Annotated in this window: 18 protein-coding genes, 4 tRNA genes and 1 pseudogene; 10 read left to right on the top strand and 13 right to left on the bottom strand. The window is 44.5% G+C overall.

Translation table 11 applies throughout. The features are described 5' to 3' along the window. Positions 1-41: 41 nt before the first annotated feature. Complete coding sequence (gene hemL / locus QL919_RS09910; protein WP_290189377.1) at positions 42-1343, top strand: glutamate-1-semialdehyde 2,1-aminomutase; 1302 nt, start codon at positions 42-44, stop codon at positions 1341-1343. Positions 1344-1412: 69 nt separating this feature from the next. Here the strand turns inward: hemL and QL919_RS09905 are convergent, their stop codons facing one another. Further along, positions 1413-1742: a DUF962 domain-containing protein gene (locus QL919_RS09905; protein ID WP_290189411.1), complete on the bottom strand. Its 330-nt coding sequence runs from the start codon at positions 1740-1742 to the stop codon at positions 1413-1415. A 489-nt stretch (positions 1743-2231) separates the two neighbouring features. On the opposite strand from QL919_RS09905, the gene ppx reads away from it, so the two are divergent. From ppx to QL919_RS09880, 5 genes are all read left to right on the top strand, one after another. Beyond that, positions 2232-3758 carry an exopolyphosphatase gene (ppx, locus tag QL919_RS09900; protein ID WP_290189376.1) on the top strand — a complete coding sequence of 509 codons (1527 nt, stop codon included), beginning with the start codon at positions 2232-2234 and terminating at the stop codon, positions 3756-3758. 241 nt (positions 3759-3999) lie between these two features. Continuing rightward, entirely contained in the window at positions 4000-4803 is an 804-nt protein-coding gene (locus QL919_RS09895) for an acetyl-CoA carboxylase carboxyltransferase subunit alpha (protein ID WP_290189375.1), read from the top strand. Positions 4804-5004: 201 nt separating this feature from the next. Then, the gene (gene tilS / locus QL919_RS09890) at positions 5005-6636 is read left to right on the top strand and encodes a tRNA lysidine(34) synthetase TilS (protein ID WP_290189374.1); all 1632 of its coding nucleotides are present in this window, start codon (positions 5005-5007) and stop codon (positions 6634-6636) included. Between the two features lie 181 nt (positions 6637-6817). After that, a complete protein-coding gene (gene proC / locus QL919_RS09885; RefSeq protein ID WP_290189373.1) occupies positions 6818-7651 on the top strand; it encodes a pyrroline-5-carboxylate reductase in 834 nt (277 codons plus the stop codon). 142 nt (positions 7652-7793) lie between these two features. Then, entirely contained in the window at positions 7794-8363 is a 570-nt protein-coding gene (locus tag QL919_RS09880; protein ID WP_290189372.1) for a YggT family protein, read from the top strand. A 108-nt stretch (positions 8364-8471) separates the two neighbouring features. On the opposite strand, the gene QL919_RS09875 is transcribed toward QL919_RS09880, so the two are convergent. Then, positions 8472-9266, bottom strand: coding sequence for a hydroxymethylpyrimidine/phosphomethylpyrimidine kinase (locus tag QL919_RS09875; protein ID WP_290189371.1), 795 nt, complete (start codon positions 9264-9266; stop codon positions 8472-8474). A gap of 361 nt (positions 9267-9627) precedes the next feature. Here QL919_RS09875 and QL919_RS09870 point away from each other — a divergent pair. The 3 genes from QL919_RS09870 (at position 9628) to QL919_RS09860 (ending at position 10886) form a co-directional block, all read left to right on the top strand. Beyond that, positions 9628-9717 (top strand) — tRNA-Ser (locus QL919_RS09870). Positions 9718-9900: 183 nt separating this feature from the next. After that, positions 9901-9977 (top strand) — tRNA-Arg (locus QL919_RS09865). 255 nt (positions 9978-10232) lie between these two features. Continuing rightward, positions 10233-10886 carry an RDD family protein gene (locus QL919_RS09860; RefSeq protein ID WP_290189370.1) on the top strand — a complete coding sequence of 218 codons (654 nt, stop codon included), beginning with the start codon at positions 10233-10235 and terminating at the stop codon, positions 10884-10886. 58 nt (positions 10887-10944) lie between these two features. Here QL919_RS09860 and QL919_RS09855 read toward each other — a convergent pair whose 3' ends face one another. The 11 genes from QL919_RS09855 to QL919_RS09805 form a co-directional block, all read right to left on the bottom strand. Further along, complete coding sequence (locus QL919_RS09855) at positions 10945-11958, bottom strand: calcium/sodium antiporter (protein ID WP_290189369.1); 1014 nt, start codon at positions 11956-11958, stop codon at positions 10945-10947. Between the two features lie 141 nt (positions 11959-12099). Beyond that, positions 12100-12480, bottom strand: coding sequence for an aspartate 1-decarboxylase (gene panD / locus QL919_RS09850; RefSeq protein WP_149490449.1), 381 nt, complete (start codon positions 12478-12480; stop codon positions 12100-12102). A gap of 99 nt (positions 12481-12579) precedes the next feature. Then, entirely contained in the window at positions 12580-13161 is a 582-nt protein-coding gene (gene pth, locus QL919_RS09845) for an aminoacyl-tRNA hydrolase (protein WP_290189368.1), read from the bottom strand. Between the two features lie 189 nt (positions 13162-13350). Next, positions 13351-14031, bottom strand: a complete 681-nt coding sequence (locus tag QL919_RS09840; protein WP_290189367.1) for a 50S ribosomal protein L25/general stress protein Ctc — start codon at positions 14029-14031, stop codon at positions 13351-13353. A 331-nt stretch (positions 14032-14362) separates the two neighbouring features. Then, entirely contained in the window at positions 14363-15310 is a 948-nt protein-coding gene (locus QL919_RS09835) for a ribose-phosphate pyrophosphokinase (RefSeq protein ID WP_173239542.1), read from the bottom strand. A 110-nt stretch (positions 15311-15420) separates the two neighbouring features. Then, positions 15421-15496: transfer RNA gene (locus tag QL919_RS09830), tRNA-Gln, on the bottom strand. Positions 15497-15661: 165 nt separating this feature from the next. Continuing rightward, positions 15662-15737 (bottom strand) — tRNA-Gln (locus QL919_RS09825). 172 nt (positions 15738-15909) lie between these two features. Next, a complete protein-coding gene (locus QL919_RS09820) occupies positions 15910-16488 on the bottom strand; it encodes a hypothetical protein (protein ID WP_290189366.1) in 579 nt (192 codons plus the stop codon). 109 nt (positions 16489-16597) lie between these two features. Continuing rightward, positions 16598-17554, bottom strand: coding sequence for a 4-(cytidine 5'-diphospho)-2-C-methyl-D-erythritol kinase (gene ispE / locus QL919_RS09815; protein WP_290189365.1), 957 nt, complete (start codon positions 17552-17554; stop codon positions 16598-16600). Between the two features lie 146 nt (positions 17555-17700). Then, the gene (gene lolB / locus QL919_RS09810; protein WP_290189364.1) at positions 17701-18345 is read right to left on the bottom strand and encodes a lipoprotein insertase outer membrane protein LolB; all 645 of its coding nucleotides are present in this window, start codon (positions 18343-18345) and stop codon (positions 17701-17703) included. A 183-nt stretch (positions 18346-18528) separates the two neighbouring features. Further along, the gene (locus QL919_RS09805; protein ID WP_290189363.1) at positions 18529-20511 is read right to left on the bottom strand and encodes a tetratricopeptide repeat protein; all 1983 of its coding nucleotides are present in this window, start codon (positions 20509-20511) and stop codon (positions 18529-18531) included. 732 nt (positions 20512-21243) lie between these two features. Here QL919_RS09805 and QL919_RS09800 point away from each other — a divergent pair. Further along, positions 21244-21935: pseudogene (locus tag QL919_RS09800) on the top strand (glutamyl-tRNA reductase); the annotation flags it as partial.

Raw genomic sequence — 21935 nt, 5'->3', positions numbered from 1 at the left:
AAAGAATGAATTTACTGTTAATAAAATAATAGAGAATAATTATGAGCACTAAAAACGAACAGCTATTTGCGCAAGCACGCAAACATATCCCCGGTGGCGTCAACTCGCCAGTTCGCGCTTTTGCAGGGGTAGGTGGTACGCCTATCTTTATGCATCGTGCTAACGGTAGCAAAATCTATGATACCGAAGACAATGCTTACATCGATTATGTTGGCTCTTGGGGTCCAATGATTTTGGGTCATGCGCATCCAAAAGTAATTGATGCAGTCAAAAAGGCGGCTGATGATGGTTTAAGCTTCGGTACCCCAACACCGTTTGAGACCACTGTTGCAGATAAAATTTGTGAAATCGTCCCGAGCGTTGAGATGATTCGTATGACCAGCTCAGGCACAGAAGCGACCATGAGTGCCATTCGTCTGGCGCGTGGTTATACCCAACGTGACAAAATTGTCAAATTTGAAGGCTGCTACCATGGCCATTCAGACAGTCTGCTAGTAAAAGCAGGTTCGGGCATGCTTGATATTGGTGAACCAACGTCAAAAGGCGTACCAGCGGATTTTGCTAAGCATACTATTACGATTCCTTATAATAATCCGCAAGCGATTAAGGATTGCTTTGAAAAATGGGGTGAAGAGATTGCCTGCGTTATCTTGGAGCCGATTGCTGGCAACATGAATATGGTCATTCCGACCCAAGAGTTCCATGATACTTTGCGTGCAGAGTGTACAGCGAATGGTGCGGTACTTATCTTTGATGAAGTGATGACAGGCTTTCGCGTTGGACTTGGTGGCGCACAAGCGCATTTCGGTATCGACCCTGACTTGACTTGCTTTGGTAAAATCATTGGTGCAGGCTTGCCAGTTGGTGCCTTCGGTGGTAAGACAGACATCATGTCTTGCATTGCGCCACTTGGCGGTGTCTATCAAGCGGGTACGTTATCAGGTAACCCACTGGCAATGCGTGCTGGTATCGCCATGTTTGAAGACTTAACGGCAGACGGTTTCTATGATGAATTAGCAGCGAAAGTAGATAAGCTCGTTGATGGTTTTCAAGCGGCAGCTGACAAGCATGGTATCAATCTGCGTACCAATAAATTGGGCGGCATGTTTGGCATGTTCTTTGTCAGAGACAGTGAGACGACTGTCCCGCAGAACTTTGATGACGTGACAGAATGTGATATGGAGGTGTTTAATACTTTCTTTCACGGCATGCTAGATCGCGGTATCTACCTTGCACCGTCTGCTTATGAAGCGGGATTTATGTCTATCAAGCATAGCGATGCAGACATCGAGACTTCAATTAAAGCAGCTGATGAGATATTTGCAGAAATGGCAAAAGCGTAACGGAGCCAGTTGTAGCTTTAAGTAGTTAAAATAAAAAAACCAGCCACTGTACTGGTTTTTTTATGGCTATTAAATTTTATCAAACTCACGATCTTTTAAGCTGAGCCTGCCACGCAGTACATCGGTATACATACGGAAGTCGCTAGCAAAGCTCTTTAATGGAAACTTAAAAGAGGCAGGTTTGTTTTTTTCAAAGAAAAAATGACCTACCCAGGCGCAAGCATATCCAGCTGCAATGCCTTTGAGTAATGGTTTTGGCGAACGAGTTTTGACTGACTTTGCCAATCCTAATAAACCAAAACTACTACCTGCGAAGTGCAAACGACGACAAGCCATGTTTTGATGTTCCTCTAAATAAAAGTCGTAAAACTTTTGCTTCGTTGGGCTGACGGTCTTCATCACGTCTTTGTTGGTATTGCTAATAGTGCGAGCGTCGGTATTTTTGGTAGCGTTTTGTGTGGTGGTTTGATTCATTTTTTTAGCTTCCTTGCTAATTTTCTGTCAAAGGCAGAGGTTGTTTCTATTGATTAAGAGACTTCGGGTGTAACTTATACTTGCTCAGCTGTCATTAAGTGACTGTTATTTATTATAATATTGATGATATCCAATGTAGCAAACCGATATCAGTAACACAAGCGCTAGATATTGACGGAGCGGTGCTTGATTTATCGATGGCTTTCTTACTGTTTTACCATCGTTTGCGTCACTTGCCAGTGTTTGGCATAAATGCTTTAATGGCAAAAATTGAGTCAAATACGTGAACAGTTTGGTGGCAATAGTACACATTCATATGCTTGTGACTTTCGTACATCAATCGTTTCATGCATTAACTATCAGACTTTGACCAATACCCTCTCTCATTTATCTGACATGGTAACGACTTTTCCTATGCCAATAGACTACTTTACAAATCCGCCAATCGCCGATGATGAAATGATGGCAGCCATTGATATCGGTTCCAATAGTTTTCATTTAGCCATTGCTCGTCTTGACCATGGCGAGGTGCGAAAAGTAGTGTCTATGTCCGAAAAGGTACAGCTCGCAGCTGGTCTGGATGAAAATAATATCCTCAGTGCTGCTGCCGAAAAGCGCGGACTTGAATGTCTAAGCCGGTTTGTGGCGCGTTTAGATTCAGTGCCGCCGGAGCGTATTCGTGTGGTCGCGACCAATGCGCTCCGTCAGGCCAAAAATGCCAATGACTTTATTGCTCGTGCCAATAAGATTTTGCCAAAGCCCATTGAGATTATCGCGGGACGAGAAGAAGCGCGCTTGATTTATTTGGGCGTATCCCATACCAATGCCAGTAGTGATAAGCGTTTGGTCATTGATATTGGTGGTGGCTCGACGGAGTTTATCATCGGTCAAGAGTTCGATCCGTTATTGACTGAAAGCTTACAGATGGGCTGTGTCGCCTTTACGCAAAAGTATTTTGCGGACGGGCAGATTACCAAAGAGGCCTTTAATAATGCGATATCTGGCGCCCGAAAAGAAGTGCTAGCGATTAATGGTCGCTATCAAAAAGTGGGCTGGAGCAGTGTCGTAGGCTCAAGTGGCACAATTAAAGCGGTGCGCAATGTGTTGGTATCTAAAGGTTGGGCGGATGAGCAAGAGCGTATCACCTATAAAGGCGTGAAAAAATTAGAGAAGTTATTGCTTAAAATTGGTAACGTCAATGACATTGAGCTAGAAGGCGTCAAGGAGCATCGTAAAGCGGTATTCCCAGCAGGCGTTGCGGTACTGCGTGCAGTGATGAAAGTGCTGGGCATTGAGACCATGGTTTATTCAGATGGGGCGCTACGTGAAGGCGTGATGTATGACATGCTTGGACGCTTTGCTAGTGAAGACGTACGTGACCGCAGTGTATTGGCGCTGATTAAGCGTTATTCAGGTGATAAAAAACAAGCCAAACAGGTGGTAAAAACCAGTCGTCATTTATTTGAACAAGTACAAGAAAAGCTTAATCTTAGTAGTGAAGATGGGGATTTGCTGAGGCGTGCCGCATTTTTACATGAGATAGGGTTGGCGATTAGTCATAGTAGCTATCATAAGCACAGCGCGTATCTGCTTGAACATTCGGATATTCCAGGATTCTCGCAAGTCGATCAAAAGCGTATGGCGCAGCTGATGCTCAACCATCGTCGTAAGCTCAAGTCCGATATGCTAGAGCAGACCTGTACCATCGGTGGAAACCAGCTTGTTTTTCTCTGTTTGCTATTGCGTTTAGCGGTACTGGCGCATCACAGCCGTAGTGATTATGAGTTGCCAGCGTTGCAATTAAAAGTCATTGGCGATAATAGCTGGCAGATTACGGTTGCCGATAGTAGTGAGCACTATGCTTTCTTGTTGCCTGATTTGCATACGGAAATTGATCAGTTTGCAAAATGGGGCGTAAAGCTGAGCGTGGTCGAAGCGTAAGCGTTAATCCATAGGTCAAAACCGTTACTATTATAATGAGCATGATGCAGATTCACGTAACAAATTCGCCTTTGTCAGTAATGTCATGCGATTTAAGATGTGCTACTATAGCTTCTATTGAGTTTACAACTGTACTTTCATTATTGAAAAGTCGATGATGATTTTATTTTTGTATGTAACCCGTTAGACATAACCAAATAAATGTAGCTATATTAAGCATAATTATAAAAGGGAAGCGATTATGAGCACTGTCTGGGATAGTGTGCAGCTTGCACGGCACGCCAAGCGTCCATTATTTATGGACTATGTTAATCAGATGTTTACCGAATTTGATGAGTTGCATGGTGATCGTGCTTATGCCGATGACAAAGCCATTCTCGGCGGGCTTGCGCGCTTTGATGGCGAGCCTGTGATGGTGATAGGTCAACATCGCGGTCGCAGCACTCGTGAGCGTATCGCTCATAACTTTGGTATGGCCAATCCTGAGGGTTATCGTAAAGTTATTCGTTTGGTAAAAATGGCTGAGCGTTTTAATATTCCGGTCATGACTTTTGTCGATACCCAAGGCGCATATCCTGGTATCGGTGCGGAAGAGCGCGGTCAGGCGCAAGCCATCGCTGAAAGCATCGCGGTATTCTCTAGCCTAAAAGTACCTATCATTGTCACTATCATCGGTGAAGGTGGTTCAGGTGGGGCATTGGCAATTGGGGTTGGCGATAAAGTGAATATGCTACAAAATAGCATTTATTCGGTTATCTCTCCTGAAGGCTGTGCTTCTATTTTATGGAAAACCGCTGAAAAAGCACAAGATGCCAGTGAAGCCCTAAAACTAAATGCCATCAATTTATATCAGATGGGTTTGATTGATGCGGTCATCGAAGAAGGTGAGGGTGCGCATATCCAGCCACAGCCTGTGATGACTGCATTGAAAGCGCTCATCGCAGAGCAGTTGGACGAGATTAAAGATTTGGATGCACACGAGCGTTGCGAGCTGCGTTACGAAAAGCTGAAGTCCTTTAACTCAGAAGTGATGTTGCCTTGCTGATATGTTAGGTCGCTCATGCTTAGCTTTTACTATTAGATAGTGCACTTAATGCTAAAATAAAAACGTGTCATTTTATGGCGCGTTTTTTTGTGGCTGCTCATTTATGTCCACGCTTATTCACATGACAGTCAATCATCGGCTTTACGCGGTGATTGGTTGGTCTTCAATGAATTTAGGTCAATAATAGTAATAAGGTGAATAATGACTCATAGCGCAATCCTCCCATATTCTATTGAACCGATAGCTGCGCTGCCTATTGATGGTCATTTGGCAGAGGCACTATTAAGCAGTCTGGCTGAGTATGGTGCACAGCTGCATGGCCGGCGACTGTGGCTGGCATGCAGTGGTGGGCGTGATTCGTTGGCATTAGCAGCGCTATGCGTACAGCTTTATCAACAAGGCAAGTTGCCTTTTTTACCGCAATTACTACACGTCAACCACGGTTTGCAAGCAGGTAGCGGTGCTTGGGCAACACATGTGGCTCAGTGGGCGGCGGTGCAAAACATACCTTGTCAGATTTTACATGCACAAGTGGACGGCCATGATGAGCAAGCTGCACGGCAAGCGCGTTATGACATAATGCGTGCGCAGCTCAATCAAGATGATGTGTTGCTGCTCGCCCATCACGCTGATGATCAAGCGGAAACGGTGCTGATGCGCTTGATTCAAGGGGCAGGGGTCAATGGCCTGTCAGGCATGCAGACATGGCGTGAACAGACACAGGGTAGGCATCGCAACATACTATGGCGACCTTGGCTGACTGTGCGACGTGCCGATATCAGCGCTTATGCCAAGCGTCTCAAACTGCCTTATATCGATGACCCGACCAATGATACTGGCGATAATGTACGTAGCGGATTGCGCCGCGACATCATGCCTGTATTGGCCAAGTATAATCCAAACGTCATTGATAATATTGCTCGTAGCGCGCAGCTACTAACGGATGCACAATCAATCATTAGTGCTCAAGCAGTCGAGGACTTGCAGCAGGTAGAAGTAGCGTCACTCCAATTACCGCCAGCCCAACGTGTGCTCAATATCAATAAGTTACAAGCTTTACCACTGTCTCGTCAGCGACAATTATTGCACCATTGGCTCGGTCAAGATGAGCCATTACCGCCCGCTAAGCAGCTAGTCGATGATGTGTTAAGCCTGAGCCAACGTGATGATCATAACCATCAAACGGAGCTCTATTGGCAAGGTCGCAAAGAGTCTTATACCATTCGCCGTTATCGTCAGCAGCTTTATCGTCTCAGTAGTGACTGGCTGGCTTGGTTTAAGCTACCGATTACCGAAACAATTCAGACGTTACCAAATCTCGCTATGGCTGATTTTAATTTATCTGATGATAATTCTGTTTCTATACCGCTGCGTGTGAATAGCGATTTTATGTGGCAAGTGCAGATTGTGCCAAATGCTTTGACGCAGCTATTAAAAAGCCATCATGTAGAAAAACATCACCTAGAAAGCCATCAAGATAAAGTTAAGGTTACCTTGACCGCCTTAGATCGCAAGCAACGTATCCAAACCGCACTAGCAACACGGCCACAAGCGGGGAAAAAACTTTATCAAACGTTGGGCATACCATTGTGGCTACGCGAGAGCTTGGTGGTGGTGAGTGTGGCTTTGATAAATGAGGACAGTTTTGAAAGCGAGCTTTTGGAGAATGAGAGTCCAATAGCGTGTCCTATTTTACTCCTGTCTCCTCTTGAAAGCTGGATTTTAGAATGCGACTGTTTAAAAGCTGATAGCAACATTCGTCTTGCGTACAGACAGCTTGCCGCACTGATCAAAAGCCATATGACTATAAACACCGTACACGGTGTACTCTAAATTTTATGGCACTAAAAGATTTATGACATTAACTTTGATGTATGGTTTCTATGTTTTGAGGCAATAAGTTGCAGGTTGAATTTATCAAACGGTGCCAGTAGCAGTATGGTAAACTGAGTGTCATTTTATCTATCGTTATGTTAGTTTGAATACCTTTGAATTTGTTGAGTAGGAGACATGTATGTCAGTATTAGATAATAAGAAAATCAGCTTTATCGGCGGCGGAAACATGGCGCAGGCTTTGATTAGCGGGCTTGTCAGCTGCGGTGTCAAACCAAGTCTTATTACGGTTGCCGACCCTAGTAGCGAAGCGCGTGAGCAATTGGCTGCCAAAGGGTTGAATGCGGTTGACCCAACCGTTGACGCCAAAGCTGCTGTTATCGATGCTGACATCGTGGTACTAGCGGTCAAGCCGCAGGTGATGAAACCTGTGGTCAGCGCTTTTGCTGATGCCTTAGACAATCAGCTGGTGATTTCAGTGGCAGCAGGTCTGTCGACGGCTCTTTTATCTGACATGTTGGGTGGCTACAGCCATATCGTACGTGCCATGCCAAATACGCCCGCGATGATTCAGATGGGTGCTACTGGTCTATACGGTACAGATGACATTTCTGCAGAACAAAAGCAACTAGCAACGGCTGTGATGGAAGCATCAGGGCTGGTCATGTGGGTGGATAACGAAGAGCATATGCATGCGGTAACCGCTGTGTCAGGTTCAGCGCCGGCTTATATGTTTTACTTTATCGAATCGATGGTCGATGGCGCAGTCGCGTTAGGACTCGATAAAGAGCAAGCATCTGCATTGGCGATGCAAACCATGTTAGGTGCGGCAAAAATGGCGATGGGTAGTGATGATGCACCCGCTGAGTTACGTCGCAAGGTAACTTCACCAAACGGCACCACCCAAGCGGCGGTTGAGTCCATGCAAGCCAATGACATTGGTCGTCAAATTGTTGAAGCCATGCAGGCTTGTTACGATCGCAGCCAAGCCCTGAGCGAAGAGATGAGTAAGTAGTCATTCATTATTGACTGTTCATCATCGATTGATAGGGTATGTCATCATGCATGAGATGCCCTATTTGCACTAATAACCAACGCCTGCTAATGACACTCGTCATCTTAGAGCCCGTTAATAACGTCACATTGAGTAGCACTTCATGAACAACATGTTATTTCAAATCTTTGATTTGGTCACCACCTTCGCCATGATGTTGGTGTTCATTCGTTTTATGCTGCAGTTCGCAGGTATGGATGCGAGAAATCCGATGATTGCACCTGCCTATAAAGCAACTCATATTGTCGATGTGTTTGGGCGCATTTTCCCAACTGTCGCCCAAGGTCGTATCAGTCTTGCTGCTATCGTGCTGATGTTTTTAATTCGCCTAATCGATATCTCTGGGAAAGCGGCATTGACGCATAAAGGTATTGCGCCTGTGCCGCTGTTTTTCACGGGTACCACCAGCTTGCTCTTAGACTTTTTGCGCATGTGTCGTTACTTGGTGATAGGTTCCATTATCGTCAGTTGGATTGTGGTGTTTACCCAATCTCAGCATCCAATTATCGGTATTATTGTTAATCTAGCAGAGCCTATCTTGGCCCCGTTTCGTCGTATCACGCCAAACTTAGGCATGCTTGATTTATCACCAATGGTTGCATTTTTAGCTTTCTATTTGCTTGAGATATTTATCGGTGGCTTGGCCGCAAGCTTTATGCCGATGCTGGGTTAAGTTAGCATTTGCTGACTTGAACACATAACGACCTCATAAAATATTTGAAAAAAGGGTGCGCTATCATATATAGCGCACCCTTCTCTTATTCATCGTCTATAAATTATTTTAAAACTCTACAAAACGATTGGGTATCAATTGGGCTGTCACATCATCAGGATGCGGCACGTCAGCGGCACGCAGTGTCTGAGTAATCCAGCTGTCTGCTGCTTTGACTGCATCGATAAGCGCATCGCCCATTGCTAAGCGCCCAGCGATAAAACTCGCCAATGAGCAGCCAGAGCCATGAAATTCGCCCTCTAAACGTGGCAAAATACTTTGATGTACCATCTCACCGTTACTATACAGATACTGCTCGATATCGCCACTATCGAAATCATGTGAGGTCTTCACCAATACCGCATGCGTCCCCTGTGCGCAAAGCTTTTGTGCGCCAATGTGCAAGTCTTGCTCACCGCTAAGTGCGCGCAGCTCATGCGTATTTGGCGTGATTAATGTCGCGTAGGGCAGCAGCTCTCGAAACGCAGCGACCAAGGTTTGCTCATCGCCCAAGCTGCCGCCACTGTTGGCGACCAATACTGGGTCAAGTACAAAAGGGGTGTTCTTCTTAATCACTTTATTAGCGAATAATCTAGTCATCATCTTTATATTATCAGTAGTGCCGAGCATGCCCGATTTGATAACCTTTACTGGCAAATCTTCGAGCACTGCCATGGCTTGATTTCTGACCAGTTCAGTGCTACAAGCTTCAAAGCCGAATACTTGCTGTGAGTTTTGTATGGTGACAGCTGTACAAGCGATGGCAGCATGAGCACCAGCTTGACCGACAGCTTCGATATCCGCTTGTAATCCAGCACCGCCCGAGGGATCCAATCCTGAAAAACACAGTACCACTGGTCGCATAACATTTCCTTTTATGACTAAAATGAGTAACAAATACTATAGCCATACAATGGCAAAAAAGCCATAGCAGTAAACCTCTTATGTCGCAGCTCTTAATAATGTAAGATTAAGAGCTAACTTAGGATATTCTTACTGCTGTAGACGGCGATTTGAACCATTAAAAAGAGCTAAAACCATTTAAATCAATAATTATGGCAAAAGCCGCGTTAAATCTGTAGACAACGCTTGCAATTCGTTTTGGCTTTGTTATAATACTCGCCCACGACATAAGACGTATCGTTAGCATCGATACTATGTTTAAAAGAGTATTTTTTTAAAAGCTATTTTTATAAAATATTTTGATAAGTGTCTTAAATCGTTCGGTGAAGTGGGTGAGTGGCTGAAACCAGTTCCCTGCTAAGGAACCATACGTGTAAGCGTATCGAGGGTTCGAATCCCTCCTTCACCGCCATTTATTCAGTTGTTAGTAGAGTAGTAACGCAAAAACAGCGTTAATTGTCTTTTTAGTAAATGGTTCAAAAATATTTTGAATTTATCTAATAAAGATATTGACACAAGCGATATTATCTATATAATGACCAACCTAATTTGCTGCAATTGTTATCAACAACGCAGTAGATGATGTGCAAAATACGCGCCTGTAGCTCAGTTGGATAGAGCACTTGGCTACGAACTAAGGGGTCGGGAGTTCGAATCTCTCCAGGCGCACCATTTGCATACTGGCTTACATTATTAATATAGTGATTAAGCTAACAAAAAAACTAAATCAATCGCCTGTCTTATGACAATTTGGCGATTTTTTTATGTCTGTCGTTTTTTTACATTTCTATTTTAAATTCTGCCTTCCTATAAATTTTCAATCAACCGTCTTTTGCATCAAAAGTCTTGTCTTATCATAATGTACGATAAGCGCCTGAATTACGGTACAATGAGCGCTCTATTTTTCGCTTGTTATGGGCTTGTATCATGTCAAAACCGTCGCCAAAAGCTAGCAGTAAAGCAAAACAATCAATCAAAACCTCAGCGCATCCAGCCTCTGAAGTTGAAGAAGCGATGATTGCCAAGCCCAGTACCCGTATGGCTGCCATTCTTTATGATGGCATGCTAATTTTGGCATTATTGTTTTTGGTGGGTACGCTACTGACGGTCATTGGCACGCTGTTGACCATGGAGACGGGCACTGAATCGTCACAGGCACAGTCACTGCCGACATGGTACCAAAACATCGTCATGACGCCGTCTTTTGTACTGACCTTGGTAGGGTTTTATGGGATATTTTGGCGCCGTGGTGGACAGACGCTGGGTATGCAAACGTGGCGTCTAAAGACTGTCAACAACGCCGGCCACTTGTTGACATGGGGACAGTCCTTTAAGCGCATTCTGGCAGCCTGTTTGATGCCGTTGTTATTTGGCATTATTGGCAGTCTCATCGGTGGGTCGCGTGCTATCTTATTGACCAGCGCTTTTCTCGGATTGATATTCAACTACGTCTTTTGCTTATTTAATCGTCGTGGTCTTGCGGTGCAAGATATGCTCTCAAACACCATTACCTTAAAAATGCCCAAAACAGAAAATGAAGGGCTCTGGCGAGTGATTAGAAATCGTAAGCAAAACAAATGAACTAAAAATAACAGTTAGCGATATATTCAAAGCGGTAGTAGCACACCCGCCCCAATACTTACATATTGACCGTTTGCATGAGCCATATCGTATAACCGACGAAAAATAGCATCAGCGTCGCGCCAGAAGTTCGACCAAATGGACGTTTGGTGACAAAAGCAAAGATACAGAGTACGACAAGCAGTAAGGTGATGATGATCATCGCCATGACATCGCGCGCTAAGATGATTGGGTTGGCAGTGATGGGGGCGATGAGCGCCGCTAGACCGACAACCGCCAAGGTATTAAAGATATTAGAGCCAATAATATTGCCAAGCGCCATATCGTGCTCGCCTTTTCGGGCTGCGGATAAGCTGGCCACCAGTTCAGGCAATGATGTACCAACGGCTACAATGGTCAAGCCGATAATCAGCTCACTCAATCCCCAAAACGTTGCCAATTCAACCGCGCCCCAAACAATGGCGCGCGAGCTGACAACCAGCATTAATAGTCCAACAAACAGCGCACCCAAGCCGCGCAGTAAACTGGGCTCCGTCTCGTCTGATTCTACCATCTCATTAGCTAATAATTGACTATCCAAGATGGTGCCGTTACTGATTGCGTCTACGTGTTTTGAGCGACCTTCTCGTAAGCTCATCACGATTTGAATAGCCAAAACCACCACAAGCAATGCCAACAGCCCCAATCCATCAGTAAAGCTTAGCAGCCCGTCACGCAGTTGCCACGCTGCCAGAGCGGTAATCCCTACCAGTATCGGTAGATCACGCTTTACGATGCCTTTATGGATGATAACGGGGCTTATCAGTACCGTCGCACCCAATACCAAAGCGATATTGATGATGTTTGAGCCATAGGCGTTACCCAATGCCAATTCAGGACTGCCTTCTAATGCTGCCAGTACCGATACCACCATTTCAGGCGCGGACGTACCAAGCCCCAAAATAATAACGCCAATCAAAAAACTGGGCACGCTTAATTTTTTTGCCAATGCGGTCGCACCGTCAATAAAGACGTCCGCACTCCAAACCAAAATTGCCAAACCGACCAATACTGCAATAACCGCCAACCACATCAATCATTTTCCTTAGTTAAAATACCTCAATGAACATAAAAAAAGCTGAACCCTATTTAGATTCAGCTTTTGAGTACAATAATTTGTTTAATACGTTAACGCTAATAATTGACAGCTCGTTTTAAGATAACATTTAATGTATTAAGCCACTTGCACAGGGATAATATTGGCAGTGTCTTTCACCGTGTTGTCTTCGTTGCAATACACCAGTTTTGGCTGGTACGTTTCGGCTTCAGCTTCATCAAAGTGCGCATAAGCACAGATGATGACGATATCGCCTAGGTCAGCCATATGAGCGGCGGCACCGTTTAACGAGATAATACCAGAGCCAGCTTCAGCGCGAATCGCATAAGTGCGGAAGCGCTTGCCATTGGTCACGTTATAAATATCGATAGATTCGTTTTCACGCAGACCAGCGAGGTCTAATAAATCACCATCGATACCGCATGAGCCTTCATAGTGCAGCTCTGCATGGGTGACGCGGGCGCGGTGTAATTTGCATTTAAGCATATTAAGTAGCATAGGTTGCTTCCTTAGCGTAACTGATATTAATGAACGAAATCATAAGGTTAATGGGGATGGGTTTGCAAAAATAAAAGGCTGTTGAGATTATACGCCATATTATTCAGGCAGTTTAAAACCATTAATTTGTGAACGGGCTTTTTCGATGTCACCACTTAATAGGAGTGGCAAAGCATCAAAAGCGGCGCTCAATGCGCTATCGATGGCAACTTGCTCATCGGGAGACGCTTTAGATAGGACATGTCCACTGACTTTAGATTTATGACCAGGATGACCAATACCCACACGCAGGCGATGAAAGTCATTGCCAATATGCGGGGTGATATCGCGTAAGCCATTGTGTCCGCCGTGACCACCATCTGTTTTAAGTTTGATGCTACCGGCCGGAATATCGAGCTCATCGTGAGCAATCAATAGCTCATCGTTGTCGATACCATAAAAGTTGACCATCGGCACCACTGACTGACCCGATTTATTCATAAAGGTCGATGGCATCAGCAAACGCACATCAGCACCATGAATCTGTCCACGTCCCGTCAAGCCATGGAATTTTTTATCATGAGCGAGCGTAATGTTGAACTGCTGCGCCAAATGATAGACAAACCAAAAGCCTGCATTATGACGCGTAAACATATACTGCTGACCAGGATTACCAAGACCGACAATAAGCTTTATGGCCATTCAAACACCCTGCTTAAATTTAATAAATGAGGCGTAAGGTTTGGAGGATGCCAATCAATCATAGCAATCATTTTAATATTCAAACCTTACTTACAAAAACAGCAGGAGATATTCATCACCTGCTGTTTTTTGACTAAATAAACCTGCTACTAGGTAATGAAAATAACATCGCTACCTAGTGAGTGTTTATTACTCTTCGTCTTTCTTCTCTTCAGCACCTTGCTCAGTAGCAGGTACGTCAGCTGCATCAACTTCTTCAGCGTCTTCGTCAACTTCTTCAACCGTTGGTGGCTGCATGTTAACAACAGTACGGTCATGCGCATCTTCCATATCAAGATCGAAGATGATAACGCCTTCAGGCAGTTTGATGTCTGATAGACGGAATAGATCACCGATTTCCATGCCTGATACGTCGATTTCTAGGTATTCAGGTAATTGTGATGGTAGGCAAACGATTTCGATATCAGAAACTAGCGTAGATAAGATACCACCAGCTTTAGTACCTGGCGCTTCTTCACGACCAGCGAAATGTAGAGGAACGTTCATGTTGATCTTCTGACCTTTCACAATGCGCTGAAAGTCAGCATGCATTGGGAAACCTTTAGCAGGATGGCGCTGTAGGTCTTTGATAACCACTTGATGCTCATCGCCTTTATCAGTAGTGATGGTCAAGATTTGTGAAAAGAAGGCTTCATATTCAAGCGACTTTACTAGCTCGTTGATTTTGATAGAGATAGCCATTGGCTCTTCATTGCCACCATAAATGATAGCAGGAACTAGGTTCTGCTTACGTAGGCGGCGGCTCGCACCTTTACCTTGTTGTTCAGCAGAGCGGTCAACCGCGTTGATTGCAAAATGATCAATAACCATGGATATAATCCTATAGAGAGTATGTGAAGTATCTACCAGAGAGAATAGACTTGCGACCAGTCTACCACTGGATAATCGATACTTTAGAAAGTATCAATCATGTCGCTAACTATAAAGCATCTAAAAATAATAGAGGTTAGCTAATGATGTATACAGGCGCGCATTATACGTGCTTTTGTAGCAATAATAAAGACCTACGTCAAATGCCTAAACAAAAAACAACGCCAAATGGGGCCACTTGACGTTGTTTTTTAGTATTCAAATAGACTTTTATAACGACTATGGCGCTCAAAGACTACAACAACCCTTGAGCAACCATTCAAACATCAGATTAGGCGTCAAACATCGCGCTGATAGATTCTTCGTTATTGATGCGGCGTAAACTCTCAGCCAACATCGGGGCGATACTTACTTGACGGATTTTGCTACAGGCTTGAGCCGCAGGTGATAATGGAATGGTGTCAGTCACAACCACTTCATCCAATGCTGACTCGCTGATGTTTTTCAGTGCATTACCCGATAGGACAGGGTGGGTGATGTAAGCCAATACGCGACGGGCGCCGTTTTCTTTTAGGGCTTCAGCTGCTTTACAGAGCGTACCTGCCGTATCGACCATATCATCAACGATAACGCAATCACGGTCACGAACATCACCGATGATGTGCATGACTTGTGACTCATTGGCACGGGCACGGCGCTTATCGATAATCGCCATGTCAGTGTCGCCTAATTGTTTGGCCATTGCACGGGCACGAACCACACCACCAACGTCAGGTGAAACCACCATGATGTTGTCGTAGTCTTGCTTTTGTAAGTCGTTCAAAAGTACAGGCGTGCCGTAGATGTTATCGACTGGGATATCAAAGAAACCCTGAATCTGATCTGAGTGCAAATCAACGGTCATGACGCGGTCGATGCTAACGATGTTTAGCATGTCAGCGACGACTTTAGCAGAGATAGGTACACGAGCTGAACGAGGACGACGGTCTTGGCGCGCATAACCAAAGTATGGCATGACAGCTGTGATACGACCGGCACTAGAACGACGCAAAGCATCGGCCATCATCATGATTTCCATCAAGTTGTCATTGGTCGGTGCACAGGTAGGCTGCATAATAAACACATCTTTACCGCGCACGTGCTCTTTGATTTCCACAGCAATTTCGCCATCAGAAAAACGCGTGATGTCAGCTTTACCAAGAGGGATGTGTAGGTGGTCGGCGACGGTTTTCGCTAATTCAGGATGGGCGTTGCCCGTAAAAATTGCCAAATAAGGCATGACTGAAGTCCTATTGATTGACTCAAGCAGCGACCGCTAAGCAGTGTCTAACTGCCCAAATATAGAAAAGAGTGGTGAAACTAATTGAAGACTACTATTACAGTAAAAAATGGCAGGGGTAGCTGGACTCGAACCAACGGATGTCAGGATCAAAACCTGATGCCTTACCAACTTGGCTATACCCCTGTAATGTCTAGGTAGTACGAGCGCTGAATGCTAATAAAACATTAGACTAGCGTCGTTACCTATTAACCGTCTAAGACGGCGTTCCCTAGCGGTGTTCATTGCGAACTATACCGAAATTGGGAAGGTGTTGTCAATTGCTATAAAGCAGCAATCCGAACTAAAAAATGGCAGGGGTAGCTGGACTCGAACCAACGGATGTCAGGATCAAAACCTGATGCCTTACCAACTTGGCTATACCCCTATTGAGGCGACCTATTATAAGTAAATTTTCAGATTTTGCAAGTCATTTGCGGCTTTTTATGGCATTTATTCGAAACTAAATGAATTATCTTGAGTTGCATAACTACTATTGTAGTGAATAGAGGTTTCTTATTACGATTGTCAATCGTAAGCTGGTGTTGTGTGATTTTCTTTTAGACGAGAGGATTGACCACTCTACCACTCATAAATATTGCAGGTTCCGTCAAACAAGCTGTATTTTCTGGGTCTTCGATGACAGTATCCCCTTTTCGTAAATAGTAACTACCTATATGCTCTCTAATTATACCGCTAGTGACAACCTCCTCACCGAGTTTGACTTTGGTTCCATTTAGAGAAATGGCTTGTTCATTCTCAAAAAAAATTGCTCTATCGGGATAAAAAATAGGGCTAAGATACTCATTGTTATTTTTAACAAAGTATAAGCAGTTGTTTTTGATAACGTATTTACCTTTGAAAACAAAATTAATCTCACGCATTGATAGCGTAGCAGCATAAGTAAATAGTTCAGTAGGCGAGCTGACTATAGAATTCTGCTGAGAAACCTCTATATTTTGAGGGCTGTCTTTTACTTTTACGTCTAGCTGTTGTGGCAAAGTTATTGTATCGGATAAGCGATTCGCATTAGATTCATCGTGAGATTTAGATAATAATGCACATCCAGTCAAACTTGATGATAAGCAAATAAAAACTGTGGCGGTTATTAGACTCTTATTTAGATATGAATGGTTCATATTAATACCAACTTATTTGAGAGTTTGAATAGGGTATGCCTAGCGCACCATTTTTAGCCATCCGTGTCCATTTTGTACGCTGTTCGCAGCCCATCTTTTTAATAATACCCTATAAACTCTTCACCACATGCCCCGTACAAGGCGCCTCGTCAATCCACTTTTCCAAAAGCTTTTCATCACTGGCAACACTTGCATCCAATGGCAAAAACACCGCGCTACCAGAGCCAGTCATACGTGCTGTGGCCAATGCTACTTTTTCTAGACCATGCAAATACTGTAACGCCTCATCGACAGCAGGGGCGAGGCTCGTCACCACTGGAGTAAAGACATTTTGATAAGGCGTGTTTAAATGTTGGTCATACTCATTGAACTGATTTTTGATGGTTGCAATCGATAGTGGGCCGATATCACGACGCAATTTAGAGTGCGCAAACAGTTCAGCCGTATTGACATGCGCATCAGGCGTCAATACTAAATACTGCTGCTCAGGAAAATCAATGGCTGTCAGCTCTTCACCAATGCCCATGGCAATGGCATCTTGCCCAAAGATAAATATGGGTACATCTGCGCCAATCGTAGCACCGATTTTTATCAGCGCACCTTGAGTAAAATTAAGCTGCCAAATCTCATTTAAAGCTAATAAGGTAGTGGCAGCATTGGAAGAGCCACCGCCTAAGCCTGCGCCCATTGGTAAATGCTTGTCTAAGATGATTTGTATTGGCGAAAGCTGGTTAGGTAGTTTGTACGATGCTATGGCTGCCTTTAATAGGGCGCGTGCGGCCTTAAAGATTAGATTGTCTTCTAAGCTCGTAGTTATCGCTTCTGCACCTGTTAATACTAACAACTGACTACATAGCGTATCAATGTCTAAAGAGTCATCAGTAGTGATCACTTCATCTGTGGCTGAAAAATGCAGATAATCGCCCCAATCAACCAGACGAAAAACCGTCTGCAGATTGTGATAACCATCGGCACGCTTTCCGGTGATGTGCAAAAATAAATTAATCTTTGCCGGAGATAAGCGAGTGATGGTAGTAGTGGATGACGCGGGCAATTTTTTAATCATAGTGGTTAATCGTAATTCTCAGTCATTATGAGGATTGATAGATATTCATGACAGACGCGGGTGTTGGTATGCAGTGATGATTTGATAAATGGTTACCGATTTATCGATAACCACTTATGGGTTGCCCTAATGCTTAATTGGTTGCGTTAATGATTAATAGTCATGACGACTTTATTGCCTTTAGGCTGAGCCGCGCTAATCTTCACAGGCAGTTTGTCAGAACCTTTGTAAGTAAAGCTTGCGGTCCATTCGCCGTTGACCGAGTTGACTAAACGGTTCTGCTCATCCAGCTGTGGCGCGCTGTCTGAAGGCGCTGGGCGACCAGAAATCCAGTAGGGCATTTGTGAAATAGGTGCCTGCCAGCCAGTGGCTTTTTTTAGCAGTGTTTCAGGGTCATCAGCGGTCAATGTGCCGGTTTTTTCACTGACCAAAGTCGCGGTTTGACCATCATATTCGATATTGGTTTTGCCAATACCGAGCGCACCAATCAGTTCAATAGCAAAGCGATCGTTTTGCTGACCCCATGCATAAAAGGCGCTGCCACCTTGCGCACCATTGCTATCAGTTGCTGGTGTTGTCACCCCAATCTTACCAGTGATGTTAAAGCTCTCAAGTTTCTGTGGTTCTTCGCTATTTTGCCCTTGAATCATCGTACCTGATTGATGGGTCGCATTGGCGGTTTTTAGAGACTGGCAACCAGAGGTAATGAGCATTGCGGCGGCCATTGCAGAGAGTAGGGCTATCTTATTAGACTTAAGGTTTGGCTTAAAAGACGTGATGGCGACTGACATGATATATCCTCAAAAATAGACAAGTTTGCAAAAGTAATGATGTTAATTAGAGGGTAGCTTAAGCTTTATTTGTTACTCGCTTATACGTGGCTGTTAGCTTCTTATAAGTGCCTTGTAATCATGAATGGGTGTTGCCCAAAACAAAAATAGCTCATCAGCGATAGAGTGTACTAACAACTCAATTTAATACAGCTGTATTCGGTCATTGATATTGCTTTGACCAAATGAGAAACGCTGCTGTAAATCCACCAGTAGGGCATCGACCTTTTCATTATTACCCAAGCCCTGATAGGCGCGCAGTAGCAATGTCCCAGAGCGTAGGGTCGGAAAGACATCATAAGGTGTCTGCAAATAATCAATGACTTGCTGATAGTTTTCATTGGCCAAAGCGCTGCCTGCCAAGACGTTGAGCGCTTGTAAGTGCAGCTCATTATCATAGCGTGGGTCATCATACGGGATTTGTATGATGTTGGTTGCGAGCGCCAAGCCTTGCTCAGAGCTACGCTCGTTGGCTAGTAGCAGCTGCGCGTAACTGAGCTGATAGGTTAAGTTGCTCGGATCTAGCGCTTGTAGATGGTTAAGGAGGGTGCGCTTGACGATATAGTCGTTTTGGTCGTCGAGGAGCTGCACGCGCGCGAACAGCAGCATTTCATTATCAGGGTACTTACGGGCAGCCCGCGTCAATAGGCGTAGCGCCTCTTCTGACTCGTTTTGCTGCCATAGTATGTCGGCTTGCATCACATAGGTGTCAGGGGCAAATACACTGAATTGTTTGCGCAATTTTTGTAAGGTAGCGATTGCCGCATCGACATCATCATTAAGCAATTCAAACGCCACGACCTTTCTACGTGCCTCTAACACCAAGTCTTCTTGCATGACACCATTGAGATAGTATTTGGCTTGCTCAAAGCGTTGTTGGCGCTCGGCGCTGATACCCAAATAGTAGTAAGCTTGATCAAGATAGCGTGGGCTTTTTGCCAATATATTGAGTAGTTGGTCAGCGCTATCGTATTCTTCGATATCCAAGCTGACCAAGGCCGCAAGCAGGGTAATCTCAGCGTCATCACTAAAACGATTGTGCGCTTGCAGCAATAACTGCCACGCCTCTTGGCTTTGTTTTAAATCCAATAAATAACGAATCTCGTATAGGTATAAGCTTTTGCTATCGGGGTTGCGCAGGCGTGCTTGGCTGAGGTAATTGACCACAGTTTCAGCGGTGACGATTTTGCGCAAGATATCTGCCTTTAGAGTAATAAAGGGGACGTAATCAGGTTGGCGCTCCAAGGCACGATTGATATGGACAATGGCAATCTCAGGCTCATTAAATTGATAGAGTAGACCGGCCTTCAATACCGATAGCGAGGCATTTTGTTCACTATCAAGCGGCTGCAATGCGGCGAGTAGGTCGCGTTTATCAGCATCGGTATTGGGATAGATACCAATCAGGATTTCGCTGAGATCTGCCCGCGGGTCATAACGTAAAATGCGGTTAAGCGTTTCACCCGCTAAGACATAATCATGGGCGCGTAATGCCAGATGCGCGACATAAAACCAAGCCGGTACGTGATCAGGGTTTTGGTCTTGCCAGGTTCTGGCAAACTGTAACGAGTCGCCAATACTTTCATTACGTAGAGATAAGCTAAGCGCACGCTCAAAAACGGCGGTCGCATCTTCTTTAAAGGATTGCTGCTTATAGATAGTCACGGCACGCCGTTTGTCATTACGCGAGGCAGAAAACTCAGCATCTAATAGCGCATATAGGCTCGGCTCTTTGAGCTCCGGCTGCCAGATACTTGCTGGCGCCAGACCATCAATGTCAGCTGTCTCTTCTATGGTTTGTGAGCTTTTATCACTGGACACATCCATCACTGCGTGGTTTTTAGTGGCGCTGACGTGATTGGCAACGCTATTGTCTCTGGCGACGATATTGCGATTGATAACGTTAGGAGTGTTGGTAACTGCTGATATTTTAGGAATATGTGCTGTCGATGGGTTATCAGGATGATTGGCATGGACAGGAGATGACAGGCACAGGCAAATGGCCAACGATAAGGTTAGCTTGTAACGTTGGCATAGACGCTCGATAACGATATTTAATAAAGCACGAAGGCTCAATTGCTCGTTAAGTGCCGGTTGTACTCGAAATAATGATCCAAAAAAAATCATAGATAACTGTGTTCGCCCAATCTTTACCTATTGACAAGGTAACTGTATTTTTATCATCTCAAATCTGACGACTAAAACTTATATCGATACTATTTTATATATGACAAATTATGTATGACAAACATTATAAGAGTAGATTGACAACATAAACAATAGTGGCCGTGTTACTCGACTGTCTGTGACTCACGTATCGCTACTGGTAATGTCATTTGATAGGGTAAAGCAACTTAAAGAATCTCGTTTTAGCAGCACTTATAGTCAAAATACCCTAAAAACGCTACGGTATTGCTGATATCAATTTTTTGTAGCCTCTGTCTGCGTAGGCACAGCAAGCAAGAAAAATTGATATCAGCAGCGCGTAATGTATCTATATTATTTTTCACTACCTATAGTCAAAAACCTTTTCAAAAGACTTTTAAAATACGTTATAAATATAATGGCTTAGCGAAAATAAAGCGAATAAACTACTATTTCCCTGACCTTCATCACCAATATATAGACGAAACAACACTATTACCTATAAAAGTCGTCTAGGTAGTTGATTTGTCACTCATGTGCCCAGATACAAGCAAATAGCCTGCATAGGTGAGTGAGTGTTAATTGAAGCCGCAATAATGATATAATAAGCGGTTTTAGGGTTTTCCTTTCAGCGCTGTCGCCCAAAACTGTTTCTTTAAAAACAAGCAGATAGTAGGGCTGGCAGGTGCGCGTCATATTTATGGTCTATCAATAATGAGATTAGTGGTCATTGGGGTCAATCACAAAACTGCACCAGTCGCTCTACGAGAGCGCTTGGCGCTTGTGGGTGACGATGTGAATGTCGCACTGAAACAGCTAGAGGCTTTTACCGATGGCAGCGTGATCGTCTCGACCTGTAACCGCACTGAGATTTATGCACTGGTGCCTCAGATTTTAGCTACAGCCCCATCAACAGCGCCGCAAGTTGCTGATAAGTCTATACAGGCAAGCGCTAACTTGTCCTCGGCTGCTATCAGCGCTCATATTATCAAAATTAAAAAGTGGTTGGCTGAATTTAAGCAGTTGCCATTGACTGAGGTCGACCCCTATCTGTACGTGCACCGTGACACTCATGCTTTGACCCATTGGCTCAGAGTTGCCGCAGGTCTCGATTCTATGATATTGGGTGAGCCGCAAATCCTCGGTCAAATAAAACGCTCTGTCCATCTCGCACAAGATCAAAAAGCCCTAAGCAATCAGCTTGGCTGGATTGTCGATCAAGTCTTTGCTGCTGCCAAACGGGTGCGTAATGAAACCCAAGTCGGTGCACAAGCGGTGTCCCTTAGCTATGCCGCCGCCAAATTAGTGACGCAAATATTTGATGATTTGCCCAGTCGTACCTTATTGGTGGTCGCGGCAGGTGAGATGAATCGCTTGGTGGCGACTCATATCGCAGGGCTTGGGGT

It is taken from the genome of Psychrobacter sp. APC 3426 (assembly GCF_030408035.1).
Taxonomy (GTDB): domain Bacteria; phylum Pseudomonadota; class Gammaproteobacteria; order Pseudomonadales; family Moraxellaceae; genus Psychrobacter.
Note: the sequence above shows the minus strand (reverse complement) of the source record. Positions and strands in the feature narration are given on the sequence as shown.